Here is an 18,291-nt window from a genome sequence, read left to right as displayed (position 1 = left end):
CGCGGTCGCGGCACCGCAAGAAGGAGATGGAGATGGCACACGTCTGGCAGGGAGTCCTGCGCGAGTACGCCGATCGGCTCGGTGTCACCGAGGCGTCCACGGTCGTGACGCTCGGCGAGGGAGGCACGCCGCTGATTCCGGCCGCCGCGCTGTCGCAGCAGACCGGCGCGAACGTCTTCATCAAGTTCGAGGGCATGAACCCGACCGGCTCGTTCAAGGACCGCGGCATGACCGTCGCGCTCTCGCGCGCCGTCGAGCACGGTGCGAAGGCCGTCATCTGTGCCTCGACCGGCAACACCTCGGCATCCGCCGCCGCGTACGCGGCCCACGCGGGCATCACCGCGGCCGTGCTGGTGCCGGAGGGCAAGATCGCGATGGGCAAGCTCAGCCAGGCGGTCGTGCACGGCGGTCGGCTGATCCAGGTGCGCGGCAACTTCGACGACTGCCTCGAGATCGCTCGCGAGCTCGCCGACAACTACCCCGTCCACCTCGTCAACTCGGTCAACCCCGACCGCATCGAGGGTCAGAAGACGGCCGCCTACGAGGTCGTCTCGCAGCTCGGCGACGCGCCCGACTTCCACCTGATCCCGGTCGGAAATGCCGGCAACTACACGGCGTACTCGCGCGGGTACCGCGAAGAGGCGGCGCGTGGCGTGGCGACCAAGGTGCCGCGGATGTTCGGCTTCCAGGCCGAAGGCTCGGCGCCTCTCGTGCGCGGCGAGGTCGTCCGCAACCCCGAGACGATCGCCTCGGCCATCCGCATCGGCAACCCCGCGTCGTGGGAGCTCGCGCTCGAAGCCCGCGACGCGACGCAGGGCTGGTTCGGCGCGATCGACGATGCACGCATCCTCGCGGCGCAGAAGCTGCTGGCCAGCACGGCCGGCGTCTTCGTCGAGCCGGCGTCGGCCATCGGCGTCGCGGGTCTGCTCGACCGTGCCGAGGCGGGCGTCATCCCCGCGGGCGCAACGATCGTCATCACGGTCACCGGCCACGGCCTGAAGGATCCCCAGTGGGCCCTGCGCAAGGCCGACGGCACCGAGGTCGAGCCCACGGTCGTCGATGCGACGACCAGTGAGGTCGCCTCCGTCCTCGACCTGGCATGACGGCCATGGCTTCGGCGGAACGTTCCGTCGCGGTTCGTGTTCCCGCCACGAGCGCCAACCTCGGTCCCGGCTTCGACACGCTCGGACTCGCGCTGAGCTCGTACGACGAGCTCACCGTCACCGCGCTGGCGGACAGTGCTCTGGAGATCGTCGTGTCGGGGGAGGGTGCGGGCGAGGTGCCGACCGACGCCTCACACCTCGTCGTGCGCTCGATGGCGTACGCCTTCGAGGCCGTCGGCCGTGAGATGCCCGGCATCCGCCTCGAGGCGCACAACACGATTCCGCACGGTCGGGGCATGGGATCGTCCGGCGCCGCGGTCGTCGCGGGCCTGCTCGCAGCGAAGGGCCTGCTTGCCGGCGACGTCGAGATCGGCCCCGACGCGCTCCTGCGCCTGGCGACCGAGCTCGAAGGCCACCCCGACAATGTCGCCCCCGCACTGTTCGGCGGACTGACGATCGCGTGGATGGACGAGAACGGTCCGCAGCACAAGAAGCTGCTCGTGCACCGCGGCGTCTCGCCGCTGGTGTTCGTTCCCGACTTCACGATGTCGACGGCCGTCGCCCGGGGGCTCGCCCCCCTCCAGGTGCCCCGCGAGGATGCCGTGTTCAACGTCTCGCGTTCGGCGCTGCTGATCGCGGCGCTCACGCAGAGCCCGGAGCTGCTGATGGCCGCCACCGAGGACAAGCTCCACCAGTCGTACCGCGCGCAGGCGATGCCGGCTACTGATGAGCTCGTCCGTGCGCTGCGCGCCCGGGGTTTCGCCGCCGTCGTCTCCGGCGCCGGCCCCAGCGTCCTCGTGCTCGCGGACGGCCCGGGGCAGCGTCTGGAGGCGGCGGAGGTCGCGGCATCCGTCACGGACACCCCGTGGGAACCGCGCATGCTCGCCGTCGACGTCAAGGGTGGTACAGTGAGGAACCATACGGAGGGTGCCACGGCGTGACCGTGAATCTGGCCTCCGTCGCAATTCTGCGAACCACCGCATAACCCTCACGTTGCACCATCGCGCGTCTGAGCTAGACGTGCATGCGCGCACGAGAGCGGTAGCGCCTGTCGTGGACGGCGCGATGCGGACGGTATCCGTCCACATGCCTACGAAGGAGAACTCGTGGAGTCCCTCTCCGAGATCCAGACCGAGAACACCGAGAACGTCGAGAGCGCGCAAGCCACCGGCGTCGAGGAGAACACCGCCGAGGCGACCCCGGTCGCCGAGAGCACCGAGACCGCTGAGGTCGAGGCTCCCGCTGAGGAGTCCGCCGCCGCTGCCGCCGAGGCCGTTCAGACCGAGGCCCCCGACGTGGAGGTGGCCTCGGATGCCGAGGCTCCCGCCGCCGCCGAGGTCGAGCCCGCCCCCGTGGAGGCCGAACCCGCTGCGGTGGAGGCCGAGCCCGCTGCGGCGGAGGAGGCGCCCGTCGTCGCGGAGGAGAAGCCCGCGAAGGCTCCCCGCAAGCGTGCGCCGCGCCGCGCGAAGAGCGCCGACGTCGCGCCCGCTGAGGATGCCGCCACGGACGCGGTGACCGAGACCGCTGCCGCCGCGCAGGCCCCGGCAGAGTCCGCCGCTTCGACGCCGACGGCGGCCGACGAGACCCCCGCGGCCGAGGCTACGGCCGAGACTCCCGCCGACGCCGCCGAGACCGCCGCCACCGGCGACGCGTCGGGTGCCGAGACCACGGACAGCGTCGCGGCAGACGCCGCAAGCGCCGCCGAGGGTGCGGCCGAGGGCGAGACCCCCAGCCGCAGCCGCTCGCGCAGCCGCAGCCGCAGCCGCAACCGCGGTCAGCGCGGCGAGAACGCCCAGAACGGTCAGAACGCTCAGGGTCCGCAGAACGCCCAGAACAACGCTCCGGCCGCTCCGGTCGCCGAAGAGAGCGCAGACGGCGACGACGAGCAGGCCCAGGGCCGCGGTCGCCAGCGCAACAAGCGTCGGGGCCCGGCGCAGAACGGCGACGAGTTCGAGACCGAGATCGGCGAGGACGACGTCCTCATCCCGATCGCCGGCATCCTCGACGTCCTCGACAACTACGCTTTCGTGCGCACCACCGGCTACCTGCCGGGGGCGAGCGACGTCTACGTGTCGCTCGGCCAGGTCAAGAAGTACAACCTGCGCAAGGGCGACGCCGTCGTCGGCGCCATCAAGCAGCCGCGCGAGGGCGAGCAGTCCAGCCGCCAGAAGTACAACGCGCTGGTCAAGGTCGACGCCATCAACGGGCTGTCGGTCGACGACGCCGCCGAGCGTGTCGAGTTCGGCAAGCTCACCCCGCTCTACCCGCAGGAGCGCCTGCGCCTGGAGACGGCGCCGGAGAAGCTCACGCAGCGCATCATCGACCTCGTCGCGCCCATCGGAAAGGGCCAGCGCGGCCTCATCGTCGCCCCGCCCAAGGCCGGCAAGACGATCGTGCTGCAGCAGATCGCCAACGCGATCGCGACGAACAACCCCGAAGTCCACCTCATGGTCGTGCTCGTCGACGAGCGTCCCGAAGAGGTCACCGACATGCAGCGGACCGTCAAGGGTGAGGTCATCGCCTCCACCTTCGACCGTCCCGCCGAAGACCACACCACGGTCGCGGAGCTGGCCATCGAGCGCGCGAAGCGCCTCGTCGAGCTCGGCCGCGATGTCGTCGTGCTCCTCGACTCGATCACGCGCCTCGGCCGCGCGTACAACATCTCTGCACCCACGAGCGGCCGCGTGCTCAGCGGCGGCGTCGACGCGTCGGCGCTGTACCCGCCCAAGCGCTTCTTCGGGGCAGCCCGCAACATCGAGAACGGCGGCTCGCTGACCATTCTCGCCACGGCGCTCGTGGAGACCGGCTCGAAGATGGACGAGGTCATCTTCGAGGAGTTCAAGGGCACCGGCAACAGCGAGCTGCGCCTGTCGCGCCAGCTGGCCGACAAGCGGATCTTCCCGGCCGTCGACGTCAACGCGTCCTCGACCCGCCGCGAGGAGATGCTGCTGAACCCCGATGAGGTGAAGATCACCTGGAAGCTGCGTCGCGCCCTCGCCGGCCTCGACCCGCAGCAGGCCCTCGAGGTGGTGCTCGGCAAGCTCAAGGAGACGAGCTCCAACGTCGAGTTCCTCTACCAGATGCAGAACGTGCAGATGAAGTCGGTGTCCACGGCCGGCGGCGGCCACAGCCACGGGCACGAGAACAGCATCCGCTGAGCGGGCTCGTCGTGTTCGAGTCCGTCCAGGCGCTGATCGACGAGCACCGCGCGGTCCAGGAGGAACTCTCCGACCCCGCGGTGCACGCCGATGCCGCGCGCGCCAAGCGCGTCAACCGGCGCTACGCCGAGCTGTCCAGGATCGTCGCGGCCCACGACGCATGGCGGGCGGCCGACGACGACCTCGCGGCGGCGCGTGAACTCGCCCGCGAGGACGACGCTTTCGCCGAGGAGGTCCCGGCGCTCGAAGAACGGGTCGCGGCGACGCAGGAGAAGCTGCGGCGTCTGCTCATCCCACGCGACCCCGACGATGCGCGCGACGTGATCCTCGAGGTCAAAGCGGGGGAGGGCGGTGCCGAGTCGGCGCTGTTCGCGGCCGATCTGCTGCGGATGTATCTGCAGTACGCGGCATCCATGGGCTGGAAGACCGAGCTGCTGGAGCGCAACGAGTCCGACCTCGGCGGCTACAAGGACGTCCAGGTCGCCATCAAGGGCAGCTCGACCGATCCGGCGCAGGGTGTGTGGGCCCACCTCAAGTACGAGGGCGGCGTGCACCGCGTGCAGCGGGTTCCCGCGACCGAGTCGCAGGGGCGCATCCACACCTCGACGACCGGGGTGCTGGTCTTCCCGGAGGTCGACGAGCCCGAAGAGGTGCAGATCGACGCCAACGACCTGAAGATCGACGTGTTCCGCTCCTCGGGACCGGGGGGACAGTCGGTCAACACGACCGACTCCGCCGTGCGCATCACGCACCTTCCGAGCGGCATCGTCGTCTCGATGCAGAACGAGAAGAGCCAGCTGCAGAACCGCGAGGCGGGCATGCGCGTGCTGCGTGCGCGACTGCTCGCGAAGCAGCAGGAGGAGCGGGATGCCGCGGCATCCGACGCCCGTCGTTCGCAGATCCGGGGGATGGACCGCTCGGAGCGCATCCGCACGTACAACTTCCCCGAGAACCGCATCGCCGATCACCGCACCGGGTACAAGGCCTACAACCTCGACCACGTGATGGACGGGGCGCTGGGGCCGCTCATCGAATCGGCGATCTCCGCCGACGAGGAGGCGCGGCTCGCCGCTCTGGGCGCCGACTGACCGGGGCCGAGAAGGGCGCTACGCTCGCGTCATGATCACGTTCCTGTTGCGCGCCGTCGTCTTCCTCGCATCGGCCGCGGTCGGCCTCATCGTCGCCGACGTCGTGCTGCCCGGGTTCGCGATCGACTGGCGCAACCCCGGCGGGTTCATCCTGGCGATCGTCATCTTCGCCGTGCTGCAGAGCGTGCTCGCCCCCTGGCTCGCGCGGGTCGCCCAGCGCAACGCGCCCGCGTTCCTCGGCGGCATCGGCATCGTCTCGACCTTCGTCGCCCTGCTGGTGACGGCCATCATCCCCGGAGCGGGTCTCACGATCGGCGCCCCGTGGTGGACGTGGGTCGTGGCGCCGATGATCGTCTGGGTCGTCACCGCGATCGCGGCGTTCCTGCTGCCGGCCGTGCTGCTGAAGAAGAAGGTCGCCGCCCGCCGCGACTGACCTGCGACCGGCTCAGCGCCGGCCCGCGACCCATGAGGCGACCGGGCGCATCCCCGCGAGGTCCTCGGCGGATGCCGCCTCGAGATCGACGGGCCAGACGACGATGTCGGCGGGGGAGCCGACCGTCAGCGCGCCGGTGAGGCCGCCGCCGAGAAGACGCGCCCCGGCCGTCGTGTAGAGGCTCAGTGCCTCGGCGCGCTCGATGGCCTGGTCGGGACCGAGAACGCCCGCCCGCGTGCGCCGGGTCGTCATGCCCACAATGCCCTGCAGCGGGTCGAGCGGGCCGATCGGGTGGTCCGTGCCCGCGCTGATCTCCACGCCGTCGTCGACCAGCGCACGCCAGGGGAACATCCGCGCGACGCGGTCGGGTCCGAGGGCGTGCAGGAACGGCCCGACGAGGCCGTCGCGCAGCGCCTGCTGGCCGGTGAGGGCGACACCGGCGTCGCGGGCCTGGCGCCGCTGTGCGCCGGTGATCAGCGCACCGTGCTCGATCACGACCTGTCCCGCCGCCGGCACCAGCCGCGCGCTGCGCGCGGCGTCGACGGCGTCGAGGAACGTCTGGATCGCCCGCTCGCCCATGGCGTGCGCACCCACCCGCCACCCGCGCCGCACGCAGGCGGAGACGATCTCGGTGGTCGCGGGGGTGTCGCCGAGCAGTGTGCCCGTGAACTCCGGGCGATCGGTGAAGGGCTCGGCGAGGGCCGCGGCCTCCACGCCGCCGTCGAGGAGGATCTTCAGCCCCCACACCCGCAGGACGTCGTCGCCGTCGTCGGGATGCAGGCCCTGCGCTTCGAGGGCGTCGAGGTACGCATCGATGCCGCCCGCCGCCGCGATCGCGCTCATCGGGCTCAGGATCATCGCGCGCGTGCGCACGTGCAGGCGGCCGTCGCGGTGTGCGGCGCGCAGGGCCGCGACGTCCGAGACGGAGACCGCCGCGTCGCGCACGACGCCGATGCCGTGCGCGCGATAGCGTGCCGAGACCGTGTCGATGCCGTCGACGAGATCGTGCTCGCTCGGCGCGGGGAGCAGTCGCTGGACAGCGACGAGCGCCTCGTCCTGCAGAGGTCCGAGGGGCCGTCGCTGCCCGTCGCGGGCGATGATGCCGCCCGCGATGTCGGGGGAGGAGGCATCGATGCCGGCGCGGGCGAGAGCGAGACCGTTGGCGCTGCCGTTGTGCCCCCCGCGCAGCACCAGGATGGGATGGTCGGCGGTCGCGGCATCCAGCTCCGCCGCAGACGGCAGGCGCCCCTCGGCGATGCCCGACTCGTGCCAGTCCGCGGCGGTGACGACCCACTCGCCGTGCGGCGTGGTGGCGGCCCGCTCGCGGATGCCGTCGACGATGTCCGCAATGCTCCGCCTCGCCGCCATCGGCACGCCCAGCTCGTTCGCGGAGGTGAGCATCAGATGGTTGTGGGTGTCGATGAAGGCGGGGTGGGCGACACCGTCCAGGCGGAGGTGATCCGTTTGCGGTCCGCGCCACCGTGCGACGGCGGCGTCGACGTCGTCTCGCGCGATGTCGGCGATCACGCCGTCGACGATCGCGATCGCGGTGCGGACGCCGTCTGCGCCGGCGATATCGATGACGGTCTCTGCGCTCGAACGGACCACTGTCATCCTGCCCTTCACTAAACGGAATGTGTCTTCCGTTTGCTACAGTAGGCGCGGATCGATGTGACCGCAACACCGCGGGTTCGGGTGGGGGGAGAACGTGAGAGCGGACGCGCGACGCAATCGCGAGCGGATCCTGCAACACGCGGCATCCGTCCTCTCGTCGGCCGGTCCGGGCGCCTCGATGGAGGAGATCGCCCAGGCCGTCGGTGTGGGAATCGGCACGCTCTACCGGCACTTCCCGGACAAGACGGCCCTCGTGGATGCCGTCGGCGCGCACACGCTGGACGAGTTCGCCGGCGTCATCGCGGCGCTGATCGATCAGCCGTCCCCGGGCGGCGACGTCATCGCACTGCTGAACCGCTATCTCGAGCGCGCCGCGACGGATGCCGCGCTGCGATTCGCCCTGTCGGCGGCGCCGCGCGAGGAGGCGTCGCTGGTCCACACGGCGCTGGATGCGAGTGCGGACGATCTCCAGCGACTGATCGCACGCGACATCGAGCGAGGACTGCTGCGCGCCGACGTCGATGCCGCCGCGTTCCGGGCCGTCTGCGCCGCCATCGTCCTGTCGATGGACGCCCCCTTGCCCGAGGGCTCGTGGCGTGCGGTCGCCGAGGTCGTGCGTGAGGGCCTGCGCCCGTCGCGCCCTGGCCTCAGATGAAGTACTCGGGCGTCGTCAGCAGCGCCCTGGTGTCTTCTCCGGAGCGCCGCGAGCGCGCCTTGGCGGGCACGCCGACGAGCACGGAGTCCGCCGGCGCGTCGCGCGTGACGACGGCGTTCGCGCCGACCACGGAGCCCGCGCCGATCGTCACGGGACCGAGGATCTTGGCGCCCGCTCCCACGGCGACCCCGTCGCCGAGGGTCGGGTGGCGCTTGCCCGCGTCGCGGGTGCGGCCGCCGAGCGTCACCCCGTGGTACAGCATGACGTCGTCGCCGACCTCGGCCGTCTCGCCGATCACGACGCCCATGCCGTGGTCGATGAAGAAGCGGCGTCCGATCGTCGCGCCCGGGTGGATCTCGACGCCCGTCAGCCACCGCGTCAGCTGAGACAGGGCGCGGGCCGGGAAGCGCCAGCCGCGCCGCCACAGGGCGTGCGACAGGCGGTACGACCAGATCGCGTGCAGGCCGGAGTAGAGCACGGCGATCTCCGCCGCGCCGCGGGCCGCGGGGTCGCGCAGCTTCGCGGCCGCGATGTCTTCGCGGACACGGGCGAACGCCCCGAGTCGCGGCGCGGCGGAGGGGCCGGTGGTGCGGGTCACGTGCGGGATCAGTCCTCGCGCAGGTGCTCGTACAGAGCGGTCGAGAGGTATCGCTCGCCGAACGAGGGGATGATCACGACGACGTTCTTGCCGGCGGCCTCGGGACGCGCCGCGACCTGGAGTGCGGCCCAGATCGCCGCGCCCGAAGAGATGCCGACCAGGATGCCCTCGGTGGTCGCGACCTCGCGGGCGACGCGGATCGCGTCGTCGAACTCGACGTCGACGACCTCGTCGATGACGCCCTGGTCGAGGATCTCCGGGATGAAGTTCGGACCGATGCCCTGGATCTTGTGCGGTCCGGGGGTGCCCTTCGTCAGCAGCGGGGAGTCGGCGGGCTCGACGGCGATGACCTTGGCATCCGCCACACGCTCCTTGAGGACCTGCCCGACACCGGTGATCGTGCCGCCGGTGCCGATGCCCGCGACGAAGTAGCCGATCTTGCCGTCGGTGTCGCGGAGGATCTCCTCGGCCGTGGTCTTGCGGTGGATGGCGGGGTTGGCCTCGTTGGCGAACTGCTTGGCGAGCACGGCGCCGGGCGTGGCGGCGGCGATCTCCTCGGCCTTCGCGACCGCGCCCTTCATGCCCAGCGACGGCTCGGTGAGGACCAGCTCGGCTCCGTATGCCTTCAGCAGCATGCGGCGCTCGACCGACATGGAGGCGGGCATGGTGAGGATCACCTTGTAGCCGCGCGCGGCGCCGACCATCGCCAGGGCGATGCCGGTGTTGCCGCTCGTGCCCTCGACGATCGTCCCGCCGGGCTGCAGTGCGCCCGAGGCCTCGGCCGCGTCGACGATGGCGATGCCCAGACGGTCCTTCACGGAGGATGCGGGGTTGTAGAACTCGAGCTTGGCGAGCACCGTGCCGGGCAGGCCCTCGCTGATGCGGTTCAGACGCACCAGCGGGGTGTTGCCGAATGCGCTCGTGATGTCGGAGTGGATGCCGGACATGGCTTGCCTTTCGTGCGGGGCGGGTGGCGCCGGATCGCGCGTTCGTTCGCGCAGTGGTCAGCGTGTCGCATCAGCCTAAGCGTCCCCTCTGAGCCCGGGGCGAATGTGACGAATCTTCACGCTCGGCACGGGGCGCCGCGGCGTCGCCATTCGAGCGCGGCTAGGGTGGGAAAGCTGATGACCTCTCCGCATGCTCCCGGCTCGCCGGCCGATCTGTCCGCGCTGCTGCGCGGCGCAACGGCGACCCTCGCCGCCGCCGGTGTTCCCACGCCCGACGTCGATGCCGAGCTTCTCGCCGCCCATGCTCTTTCGCTGACGCGCGGGGAGCTGCTCGCGGCGGCTCTGCGCGGGGACCGTGCGCCGGAGGACACGGCCACGTTCGACGAGCTCATCCGGCGCCGAGCGACGCGTGAGCCCCTCCAACACCTCACCGGCGTCGCGCCGTTCCGCCACCTCGAACTTCGCGTCGGACCCGGCGTGTTCGTCCCGCGTCCCGAGACCGAGATGGTCGCCCAACTCGCGATCGACGCGCTGCGCGCCATGCCGGATGCCGAGCCGATCGCGGTCGACCTCGGGACGGGCTCGGGGGCGCTCGCCCTCGCGATGGCGACCGAGGTTCCGCAGGCGCGCGTGCACGCTGCGGAGAATGCCGTCGACGCCTACATCTGGGCGAAGGAGAACGTCGCGACCCACGCCCCGCACGTGCGTCTCGCGTTCGTCGACCTCGCCGACGCCTTCCCCGAGCTCGACGGGACGGTCGCGGTTCTCGTGTCCAACCCGCCCTACGTGCCGGATGCCGCGATCCCGCGCGACCCGGAGGTGCGGCTCTGGGATCCCCCGAGCGCTCTCTACGGGGGAGAGGACGGCTTGGACGTCGTCCGCGTCCTCTCGGACGTCGGGCTGCGCCTGCTGCGTTCGGGCGGAACACTCGTGATCGAGCACGGAGAGTGGCAGGGGGCGCCCATCCGTGCGCTCCTGGACGCGGCCGGGTGGCGGGCGTGCGCCACGCATCCGGACCTCACCCTGCGCGACCGGGCGACGACGGCCGTACGTCCCTGACCGCTGCGGTCGTTGAGCGATGCGAGCCGCTCGAAACGTAGACTGGTGGGGATATGTCTGAGTTCTTCGACGCACGCGACGCCGAGCAGCTGCTTCCCGGGCTGCGCAAGGCGCGGCAGGCCATCGGCCGCGGCGAGCTCATCGTGATGCCGACGGACACGGTCTACGGCATCGCCGCCGATGCCTTCAGCGCCAGCGCCGTCGCGGCTCTCCTCGCCGCCAAGGGTCGCGGGAGGCAGTCGCCGCCCCCCGTGCTCGTCGCCGGTCTGTCGACCATGCGTGCGCTCGTGGCCGAGGTGCCGGCCCCCGTGGAACGGCTCGTCGAGGAGTTCTGGCCCGGGGGGCTGACGATCGTCCTGCCGTCGCAGCCCTCGCTTTCATGGGATCTGGGTGACACCCACGGCACCGTGGCCGTCCGCATGCCCGCCGATCGCATCGCGCTCGAGCTGCTGGAGGACTGCGGGCCGCTGGCGGTCTCCAGCGCCAACCTGACGGGTAAGGCTGCGGCCGTCGACGCGCACAGCGCCTACAGCATGCTGCGCGACAGCGTCGCGGTCTACCTCGACGGCGGGCCCTCGACGCACGGCGTCGCCTCGACGATCGTCGATGCCACCGGCCTCGTCGGCGCGGGCGGTCGGCCCGTCCGTGTCCTTCGCGAGGGCGCCGTGTCCCGCGCGCGTCTGCGCGAGGTGCTCGGCGAGATGCTCGAACCCGATCCCGAATCGCTCGACGACGCCCCCGCGTCATGAGGTTCTATCTGCTCACCGTCCTGCTGACGGGCGTGGCGACGCTCGCCTTCACGTGGGTGGTGTGGCGGATCGGCATGCGCTTCAAGCTCTATCCGGAGATCCGCGCGCGCGACGTGCACACGACGCCCAAGCCGCGCGTGGGCGGGGTCGCGATGTTCCTCGGCGTGCTCGTCGCCTTCGCGCTGTCGTCGCAGATCCCGTACTTCTCCATCTTCTGGGCCGATCCCGCCGTGATCTGGTCCCTGCTGGGCGCTTCCGCGCTGATCGTCGTGGTGGGTGTCGCCGACGACCTCTTCGACCTGGACTGGATGATCAAGCTCGGGGCGCAGTTCCTCGCCGCCGGCATCGTCGTCGGCTTCGGCGGCATCCAGATCTTCTTCATCCCCTTCGGCCAGCAGTTCGTCGTGTCGAGCTTCGCCAGCTTCGCGATGTCGGTCGTCGCCATCGTCATCGTGATGAACGCGGTCAACTTCATCGACGGCCTCGACGGCCTCGTCGCCGGTGTCGCTCTCATCTCCAACACCGTGTTCTTCGTCTACTCGTATCTCGTCGCCCGCGACACGGGCGCTTCCAGCTACTCGAGCCTGGCCTCGTTCATCGCCGTTGCCCTCATCGGAGTGTGCATCGGATTCCTTCCCCTCAACTGGAACCCGTCGAAGCTGTTCATGGGCGACTCCGGCGCGCTGCTGCTCGGTCTGCTCATGGCATCCTCCGCGATCGTGTTCACGGGCAACCTGCCTCCTGCGCTGCTGGGCGACAACGACGTGTTCGGGCGCTCACAGCTTCTGGGTGCGTTCATCCCGATCCTGCTGCCCGTGGTCGTCGTGCTGCTGCCGCTGCTCGATTTCGGCATGGCGATCGTCCGCCGGATGGCGCGCGGCAAGTCCCCCTTCTCGCCCGATCGCAAGCACCTGCACCATCGCATGCTCGATATGGGACACAGCGACCGTGATGCCGTGCTCATCTTCTACGCGTGGACCGCCGTCGTCTCGGTGGGCGTGCTGCTCATGTACATCGGCACGACCCAGGCGTGGCCGGGTGACTACACGATCGGCGTCGTGTTCGTGCTCATCGGCGTCGCGGCCTGCCTCGTCGTCACCCTGCAGCCGTCACGGCGGCCGCCCGCGTCGCCGTCCGACGCCCCCACGCTGTCCGATCCGACCCCGAGGAACCCATGACCTCCCTCTCCAGCACCCCCGTCCTGCGCACCACGCTGCTGTGGTCGGCGGCGGCCACGGCCGCGCTCGCCGTCGCCGGCGCGATCATCGGCTTCGCCGTCGGCGGCGCCTCCGGACTGTGGAGCGCGATCGTCGCGATCGTGCTGGCCGCCGTGTTCCTCGGCTTCACCGCCGGCACCATCCTCATCGCGAACCGCTGGTTCGGCGACCCCCTCTACGTACCGATCTTCTTCGGCGCCGTCATGGGCGGCTGGCTGCTGAAGTTCGTCGTGTTCCTCGTCGTGCTCTTCCTGCTGCGCGGCCAGCCGTGGCTGAACGCGGGCGTCTTCTTCGTCGCGCTCGTCGCGAGCGTCGTCGTCTCGCTCGTGATCGATGCGGTCGTGATGACGCGCATGCGCGTCCCCGCCGTCGACGTCACCCTGCCGACCCTGGCGGACGTCGTCGACGACGCGCGGCGCCCGACGGCGCCGGAGCAGGGCGAGGATGCCGCCGAGACGCCCCCGCCCGCGGACGCCAACCCCCCGCGGGACTGATAGGCTGTCTCTGCGCCCGTTCGCGCTCCGCGAAACGCGTGCGCAGTGACGCTCACACCGACCATCGTCGCACCGGATCAGTCCGGTGCCCCGAAGCTGGAGCCAGCGCTGTTTACCCAAGCTGCGACACTGATCGCCAAGACCGCCGAAGACGGCGGCTTCCACGGCCCGTCCATCGATGAGTTCTTCCCGGACGTCCTTTTCAGCGTCCTGGGTGTCCCCGTCACGCGGATCCACCTCATCCAGTTCATCGCGACGATCGGTCTCGTGCTGTTCCTGTGGCTCGGCACTCGCCGCATGCGCGTGGTTCCCGGCCGGTTCCAGAGCATCGCCGAGATGGGCCTGGACTTCGTGCGGGTCAACATCGCCGAAGACCTCCTGGGCAAGAAGGACGGGCAGCGCTTCCTGCCGATCCTGACGACCCTGTTCTTCATGATCCTGTTCTTCAACATCACAGGCATCATCCCGTTCATGAACCTGGCGGGAACGAGCATTATCGCCGTCCCGCTGATGCTCGCGGTCATCAGCTACGTCACGTTCATCTACGCCGGTATCAAGAAGAGTCCCAAGAACTTCTTCAAGAACGCCCTGTTCCCCTCGGGCGTGCCGCCGTTCCTCTACATCATCGTCACGCCGCTCGAGTTCCTCTCGACGTTCATCATCCGCCCCGTCACGCTGACGCTGCGACTGCTGATGAACATGATCGTCGGCCACCTGATGCTCGTCCTGTTCTTCTCGGCGACGCAGTTCTTCCTCATCACCCTCGGCGGCTGGTGGTCGGCTCTGGCGGCGGGTTCGCTCGCCTTCGGCCTCGCCTTCACGCTGTTCGAGATCCTGGTGGCCTTCCTCCAGGCCTACGTCTTCACCATCCTCACCGCGGTCTACATCCAGCTCGCGGTCGCAGAAGAGCACTGAGCGGGAGCGGCTTCCGCCTCTCCCACCCAACCCCGAAAGGAAACACCCCGTGGACGCAATTACGGTTCTCGCCGAGCTCAAGGGCAACGTCGCGACGATGGGCTACGGCCTCGCCGCCATCGGCCCCGCCATCGGCGTGGGTATCGTCGTCGGCAAGACGATCGAGGGCGTCGCCCGTCAGCCCGAGCTGGCCGGTCGCCTGCAGGTCCTCATGTGGATCGGTATCGCCTTCACCGAGGCGCTCGCCTTCATCGGCATCGCCGCCGGCTTCATCTTCGTCTGATCGCCCGCACCAGTTCTTTTAAGGAGACAGGATGCACAATCTTGTCGCGTACGCCGCGGAGGAGACGGGCCACAACCCGCTCATCCCGGCCTGGTACGACATCATCTGGTCGGGTGTCTGCTTCATCGTCATCCTCATCGTTGTGTGGAAGGTCGCCCTCCCCAAGATGAAGGTGCTGCTGGACCAGCGCGCCGCCGCCATCGAAGGCAATATCGCTAAGGCCGACGAGGCCCAGCGAAAGGCCGAGGCCGCCCTCAAGGAGTACACGGCGCAGCTCGCCGAGGCTCGCAAGGAGGCCGGAGAGATCCGCGATGCCGCCCGTGAGGACGGCAAGAAGATCGTCGCCGAGGCCAAGGACACGGCATCCGCCGAGGCTGCCCGCCTCACCGCGACCGCGCACACGCAGATCGAGGCGGAGCGTCAGTCGGCACTCGTCTCGCTGCGCAGCGAGGTCGGCACGCTGGCGCTCGACCTTGCCGGCGGCGTCATCGGCGAGTCGCTCACCGACGACGCCAAGGCGAAGGGCGTCGTGGACCGCTTCCTCGCCGACCTCGAGAAGGCGAAGTAATGGGTAGCGCGACCACTCAGGCACTGGCGACGACCACGGCGGAGCTGACGACGGCGAACGTGGGTGACCTCACGGTCGCTCGCGAGCTGTTCGCAGCCGCGCGCGAGATCGCCGACTCGGCGCAGCTGAGCGGCGCGCTCTCCGCATGGGGCGCGCCCGCAGAGGCGCGCGCTCAGGTCGCCACCGTCGTCTTCGCCGCGTACAGCCCGGTCTCGGTCCGGCTGCTGAGCTCCGCGGTCTCGCAGCGCTGGTCCTCCACGGAGGATCTCGTCTCGGGCATCGAGGAGCTCGCGATCCGCGCGGCCGCGATCGGTGCCCCGTCGACCGATGTCGAGGGCGAGCTGTTCCAGCTCGTCGGCGTCGTCGCCGCGAACCCGGAACTCGAGCTCGCGCTGGGCAGTCGGCTCGGCGACGCCGCGGCCAAGGGCGCTCTCATCGAGAAGCTGCTGGGCGGCCGGGCGGGAGAGGCGACGGTACTCGTCGCGTCGCAGCTCGTGCAGCAGCCCCGTGAGCGTCGCGTGCGCTTCCTCCTGAACCGCGCGCTGCATCTGGTCGCAGACCAGCGTGGCAAGAAGGTCGCCACGGTCCGCGTCGCAAACGCCCTGGATGCCGCGCAGCAGGAGCGCCTCGCGAGCGCGCTCAGCACCCGCTACGGCGTCGAGGTGACGGTCAATGTCATCGTCGACCCGCAGGTGCTCGGCGGCATGCGCGTGGAGATCGGTGACGACGTCATCGACGGCACCGTCTCCTCTCGAATCAACGACTTGCGCCAGCGCCTCGCTGGCTAGAACAGAAGGAACACCATGGCAGATCTGACCATCAGCCCCGACGTCATCCGTGACGCGCTGAAAGACTTCGTCGCCGCCTACGAGCCCACCGGTGCCGCCGCCACCGAGGTGGGCACGGTCGTGGACGCCGCCGACGGCATCGCGCACGTCGAGGGTCTTCCCGGCGTCATGGCGAACGAGCTCGTCCGGTTCGACAACGGCGTCGAGGGCCTGGCGCTGAACCTCGACGAGAACGAGATCGGTGTCGTCGTGCTCGGAGAGTTCTCCGGTATCGAGGCGGGCCAGAAGGTCACCCGCAGCGGCGAGGTGCTCTCGGTCGCCGTCGGCGACGGATTCCTCGGTCGTGTGGTCGACCCGCTCGGCAACCCGATCGACGGCCTCGGCGAGATCGCGACCGAGGGACGTCGTGCCCTCGAGCTGCAGGCCCCCGGTGTCATGCAGCGCAAGAGCGTTCACGAGCCCATGCAGACCGGCATCAAGGCGATCGACGCCATGATCCCCGTCGGTCGCGGCCAGCGCCAGCTCATCATCGGCGACCGCCAGACCGGCAAGACCGCGATCGCGATCGACACCATCATCAACCAGAAGGCCAACTGGGAGTCCGGCGACGTCAACAAGCAGGTGCGCTGCATCTACGTCGCGATCGGTCAGAAGGGCTCCACGATCGCGTCCGTGAAGGGTGCGCTCGAGGATGCCGGTGCGATGGAGTACACGACGATCGTCGCGGCCCCGGCATCCGACCCGGCCGGCTTCAAGTACCTCGCCCCGTACACCGGCTCGGCCATCGGCCAGCACTGGATGTACGGCGGCAAGCACGTCCTGATCATCTTCGACGACCTGTCGAAGCAGGCCGAGGCCTACCGCGCCGTGTCGCTGCTGCTGCGCCGTCCGCCGGGCCGTGAGGCCTACCCCGGCGACGTCTTCTACCTGCACTCGCGTCTGCTGGAGCGTTGCGCCAAGCTGAGCGACGAGCTCGGCGCCGGGTCGATGACGGGTCTGCCGATCATCGAGACGAAGGCCAACGACGTGTCGGCCTACATCCCGACCAACGTGATCTCCATCACCGACGGCCAGATCTTCCTGCAGTCCGACCTGTTCAACGCCAACCAGCGTCCCGCGGTCGACGTGGGCATCTCGGTCTCGCGCGTCGGCGGCGACGCTCAGGTCAAGTCGATCAAGAAGGTGTCGGGAACGCTCAAGCTCGAGCTGGCCCAGTACCGCTCGCTCGAGGCGTTCGCGATGTTCGCCTCCGACCTCGACGCCGCCTCGCGCCGTCAGCTCGAGCGCGGTGCGCGTCTGACCGAGCTGCTCAAGCAGCCGCAGTACGACCCGTACCCCGTCGAAGAGCAGGTCGTGTCGATCTGGGCCGGCACCAACGGCAAGCTCGACTCGATCGCCGTCGAGGACGTGCTCCGTTTCGAGCGGGACCTGCTGGACTACCTCAAGCGCAACACGACGATCCTCGACACGCTGCGCGACACGAACGTGCTGGACGACGCGACGGCCGCCGAGCTCGAGAAGGTGACCGACGAGTTCATCCTCGAGTTCCAGGGCGGCAAGGGCCAGGCGATCAACAAGCCGGGCCACGAAGAGGTCGCCGCCGCGCACGAGGAGGACGTGAACCAGGAGCAGATCGTCAAGGGTCGCCGCGGCTGACGCCGGGCGAAATCTGAGACAGAGAATCCATGGGAGCACAACTCAGGGTCTACAAGCAGAAGATCTCTTCTGCTCAGACGACCAAGAAGATCACGAAGGCGATGGAACTCATCGCGGCTTCGCGTATCCAGAAGGCGATGGCGCGCGTGCGCGCGTCCTCGCCCTTCGCGCGGGCCGTGACGCGGGCTGTCTCCGCCGTGGCGACGCACTCGAACGTTCAGCACCCGCTGACGACCGAGCGTGAGACGATCCGCCGATCCGCGGTCGTCATCTTCGCCTCGGACCGGGGACTGGCCGGCGCGTTCAACTCGCAGATCCTGCGCGAGGGCCTGCAGCTCGGCGAGCTGCTGCGTTCGCAGGGCAAGGAGGTCGAGTACTTCCTCGTCGGACGAAAGGCGGTGGGCTACTTCCAGTTCCGCCGCATGGCGTCGGCGGGGGAGTGGGTCGGCGACACCGACACTCCGCACTTCAACACGGCGGAGCAGATCGCGGGCGCACTTCTGGACGCGTACGACCGCGGCGGCGAGGAACAGGGCGGCGTCGATGAGATCCACCTCGTCTTCAACCGCTTCGTCAGCATGATGACCCAGGAGCCGCAGACCGTGCGTCTGCTGCCGCTGGAGGTCGTCGAGGCGGACGAGGTCGTCGAGTCGGCCGGCGCGAGCAGCCAGGTCTACCCGCTGTACGAGTTCGAGCCCAGCCCCGAGGTCGTCCTCGACGCGCTGCTTCCGGTGTACGTGCAGAGCCGTGTGTTCAACGCGCTGCTGCAGTCCTCCGCCGCCAAGCATGCCGCGACCCAGAAGGCGATGAAGAGCGCGAGCGACAACGCCGACAAGCTCATCACCGACTACACCCGCCTGCGCAACAACGCGCGCCAGGCGGAGATCACTCAGCAGATCGCCGAGATCGTCGGCGGCGCCGACGCCCTGGCGTCCGGCAAGTAACGACCACACCGAAAGAGACAGA

General features: G+C 69.8%; 19 protein-coding genes. 16 read left to right on the top strand and 3 right to left on the bottom strand.

All coding sequences use genetic code 11. The features are described 5' to 3' along the window. Positions 1-32 precede the first annotated feature (32 nt). From thrC to DEU37_RS10390, 5 genes are all read left to right on the top strand, one after another. Positions 33-1,103: a threonine synthase gene (gene thrC / locus DEU37_RS10410; protein ID WP_016463320.1), complete on the top strand. Its 1,071-nt coding sequence runs from the start codon at positions 33-35 to the stop codon at positions 1,101-1,103. After that, positions 1,100-2,044 (top strand): homoserine kinase, encoded by a 945-nt coding sequence (gene thrB / locus DEU37_RS10405; RefSeq protein WP_121190615.1) that lies wholly within the window; start codon positions 1,100-1,102, stop codon positions 2,042-2,044. The genes thrC and thrB overlap by 4 nt, the downstream gene beginning before the upstream one ends. A gap of 165 nt (positions 2,045-2,209) precedes the next feature. Continuing rightward, the gene (rho, locus tag DEU37_RS10400; RefSeq protein WP_183043651.1) at positions 2,210-4,261 is read left to right on the top strand and encodes a transcription termination factor Rho; all 2,052 of its coding nucleotides are present in this window, start codon (positions 2,210-2,212) and stop codon (positions 4,259-4,261) included. An 11-nt stretch (positions 4,262-4,272) separates the two neighbouring features. Then, positions 4,273-5,349 (top strand): peptide chain release factor 1, encoded by a 1,077-nt coding sequence (prfA, locus tag DEU37_RS10395; RefSeq protein ID WP_121190614.1) that lies wholly within the window; start codon positions 4,273-4,275, stop codon positions 5,347-5,349. A 31-nt stretch (positions 5,350-5,380) separates the two neighbouring features. After that, complete coding sequence (locus DEU37_RS10390; protein ID WP_121190613.1) at positions 5,381-5,782, top strand: phage holin family protein; 402 nt, start codon at positions 5,381-5,383, stop codon at positions 5,780-5,782. Positions 5,783-5,794: 12 nt separating this feature from the next. Here the strand turns inward: DEU37_RS10390 and DEU37_RS10385 are convergent, their stop codons facing one another. Next, on the bottom strand, positions 5,795-7,396 hold the full coding sequence (locus DEU37_RS10385; RefSeq protein ID WP_121190612.1) for an amidohydrolase: 1,602 nt from the start codon (positions 7,394-7,396) through the stop codon (positions 5,795-5,797). Between the two features lie 94 nt (positions 7,397-7,490). On the opposite strand from DEU37_RS10385, the gene DEU37_RS10380 reads away from it, so the two are divergent. After that, complete coding sequence (locus DEU37_RS10380; RefSeq protein WP_121190611.1) at positions 7,491-8,051, top strand: TetR/AcrR family transcriptional regulator; 561 nt, start codon at positions 7,491-7,493, stop codon at positions 8,049-8,051. On the opposite strand, the gene epsC is transcribed toward DEU37_RS10380, so the two are convergent. Both epsC and cysK read right to left on the bottom strand, forming a co-directional pair. Beyond that, positions 8,044-8,649 carry a serine O-acetyltransferase EpsC gene (epsC, locus tag DEU37_RS10375; RefSeq protein WP_121190610.1) on the bottom strand — a complete coding sequence of 202 codons (606 nt, stop codon included), beginning with the start codon at positions 8,647-8,649 and terminating at the stop codon, positions 8,044-8,046. The two genes, DEU37_RS10380 and epsC, sit on opposite strands and share 8 nt — an antisense overlap. 8 nt (positions 8,650-8,657) lie before the next feature. Continuing rightward, positions 8,658-9,596: a cysteine synthase A gene (cysK, locus tag DEU37_RS10370; protein WP_121190609.1), complete on the bottom strand. Its 939-nt coding sequence runs from the start codon at positions 9,594-9,596 to the stop codon at positions 8,658-8,660. Positions 9,597-9,773: 177 nt separating this feature from the next. Here cysK and prmC point away from each other — a divergent pair, with 177 nt between their 5' ends. Genes prmC through DEU37_RS10320 form a run of 10 tightly spaced genes read left to right on the top strand, consistent with a single transcriptional unit; the run spans position 9,774 to position 18,269 of the window. Continuing rightward, positions 9,774-10,655 (top strand): peptide chain release factor N(5)-glutamine methyltransferase, encoded by an 882-nt coding sequence (gene prmC / locus DEU37_RS10365; RefSeq protein WP_121190737.1) that lies wholly within the window; start codon positions 9,774-9,776, stop codon positions 10,653-10,655. Between the two features lie 53 nt (positions 10,656-10,708). Then, positions 10,709-11,404 (top strand): L-threonylcarbamoyladenylate synthase, encoded by a 696-nt coding sequence (locus DEU37_RS10360; protein ID WP_005048621.1) that lies wholly within the window; start codon positions 10,709-10,711, stop codon positions 11,402-11,404. Then, positions 11,401-12,582, top strand: coding sequence for an MraY family glycosyltransferase (locus DEU37_RS10355; RefSeq protein WP_121190608.1), 1,182 nt, complete (start codon positions 11,401-11,403; stop codon positions 12,580-12,582). Before DEU37_RS10360 ends, DEU37_RS10355 begins: the two co-directional genes overlap by 4 nt. Further along, positions 12,579-13,115: a hypothetical protein gene (locus DEU37_RS10350; protein WP_121190607.1), complete on the top strand. Its 537-nt coding sequence runs from the start codon at positions 12,579-12,581 to the stop codon at positions 13,113-13,115. Before DEU37_RS10355 ends, DEU37_RS10350 begins: the two co-directional genes overlap by 4 nt. Positions 13,116-13,160: 45 nt before the next feature. Beyond that, a complete protein-coding gene (atpB, locus tag DEU37_RS10345; protein WP_121190606.1) occupies positions 13,161-14,030 on the top strand; it encodes a F0F1 ATP synthase subunit A in 870 nt (289 codons plus the stop codon). Positions 14,031-14,079: 49 nt separating this feature from the next. Next, positions 14,080-14,313 carry an ATP synthase F0 subunit C gene (gene atpE / locus DEU37_RS10340; RefSeq protein ID WP_005048632.1) on the top strand — a complete coding sequence of 78 codons (234 nt, stop codon included), beginning with the start codon at positions 14,080-14,082 and terminating at the stop codon, positions 14,311-14,313. Between the two features lie 31 nt (positions 14,314-14,344). Then, the gene (locus tag DEU37_RS10335; RefSeq protein WP_121190605.1) at positions 14,345-14,881 is read left to right on the top strand and encodes a F0F1 ATP synthase subunit B; all 537 of its coding nucleotides are present in this window, start codon (positions 14,345-14,347) and stop codon (positions 14,879-14,881) included. Continuing rightward, positions 14,881-15,669 (top strand): F0F1 ATP synthase subunit delta, encoded by a 789-nt coding sequence (locus DEU37_RS10330; RefSeq protein ID WP_121190604.1) that lies wholly within the window; start codon positions 14,881-14,883, stop codon positions 15,667-15,669. Before DEU37_RS10335 ends, DEU37_RS10330 begins: the two co-directional genes overlap by 1 nt. 15 nt (positions 15,670-15,684) lie before the next feature. Further along, the gene (gene atpA / locus DEU37_RS10325; protein WP_005048638.1) at positions 15,685-17,325 is read left to right on the top strand and encodes a F0F1 ATP synthase subunit alpha; all 1,641 of its coding nucleotides are present in this window, start codon (positions 15,685-15,687) and stop codon (positions 17,323-17,325) included. A 29-nt stretch (positions 17,326-17,354) separates the two neighbouring features. Further along, positions 17,355-18,269: a F0F1 ATP synthase subunit gamma gene (locus DEU37_RS10320; RefSeq protein WP_005048639.1), complete on the top strand. Its 915-nt coding sequence runs from the start codon at positions 17,355-17,357 to the stop codon at positions 18,267-18,269. Positions 18,270-18,291: the final 22 nt, after the last annotated feature.

The sequence above is a fragment of the Microbacterium sp. AG790 genome (assembly GCF_003634765.1).
Classification (GTDB): domain Bacteria; phylum Actinomycetota; class Actinomycetes; order Actinomycetales; family Microbacteriaceae; genus Microbacterium.
The sequence above is the reverse complement of the archived record's forward strand: the minus strand, read 5'-3'. Positions and strand labels throughout refer to the sequence as shown.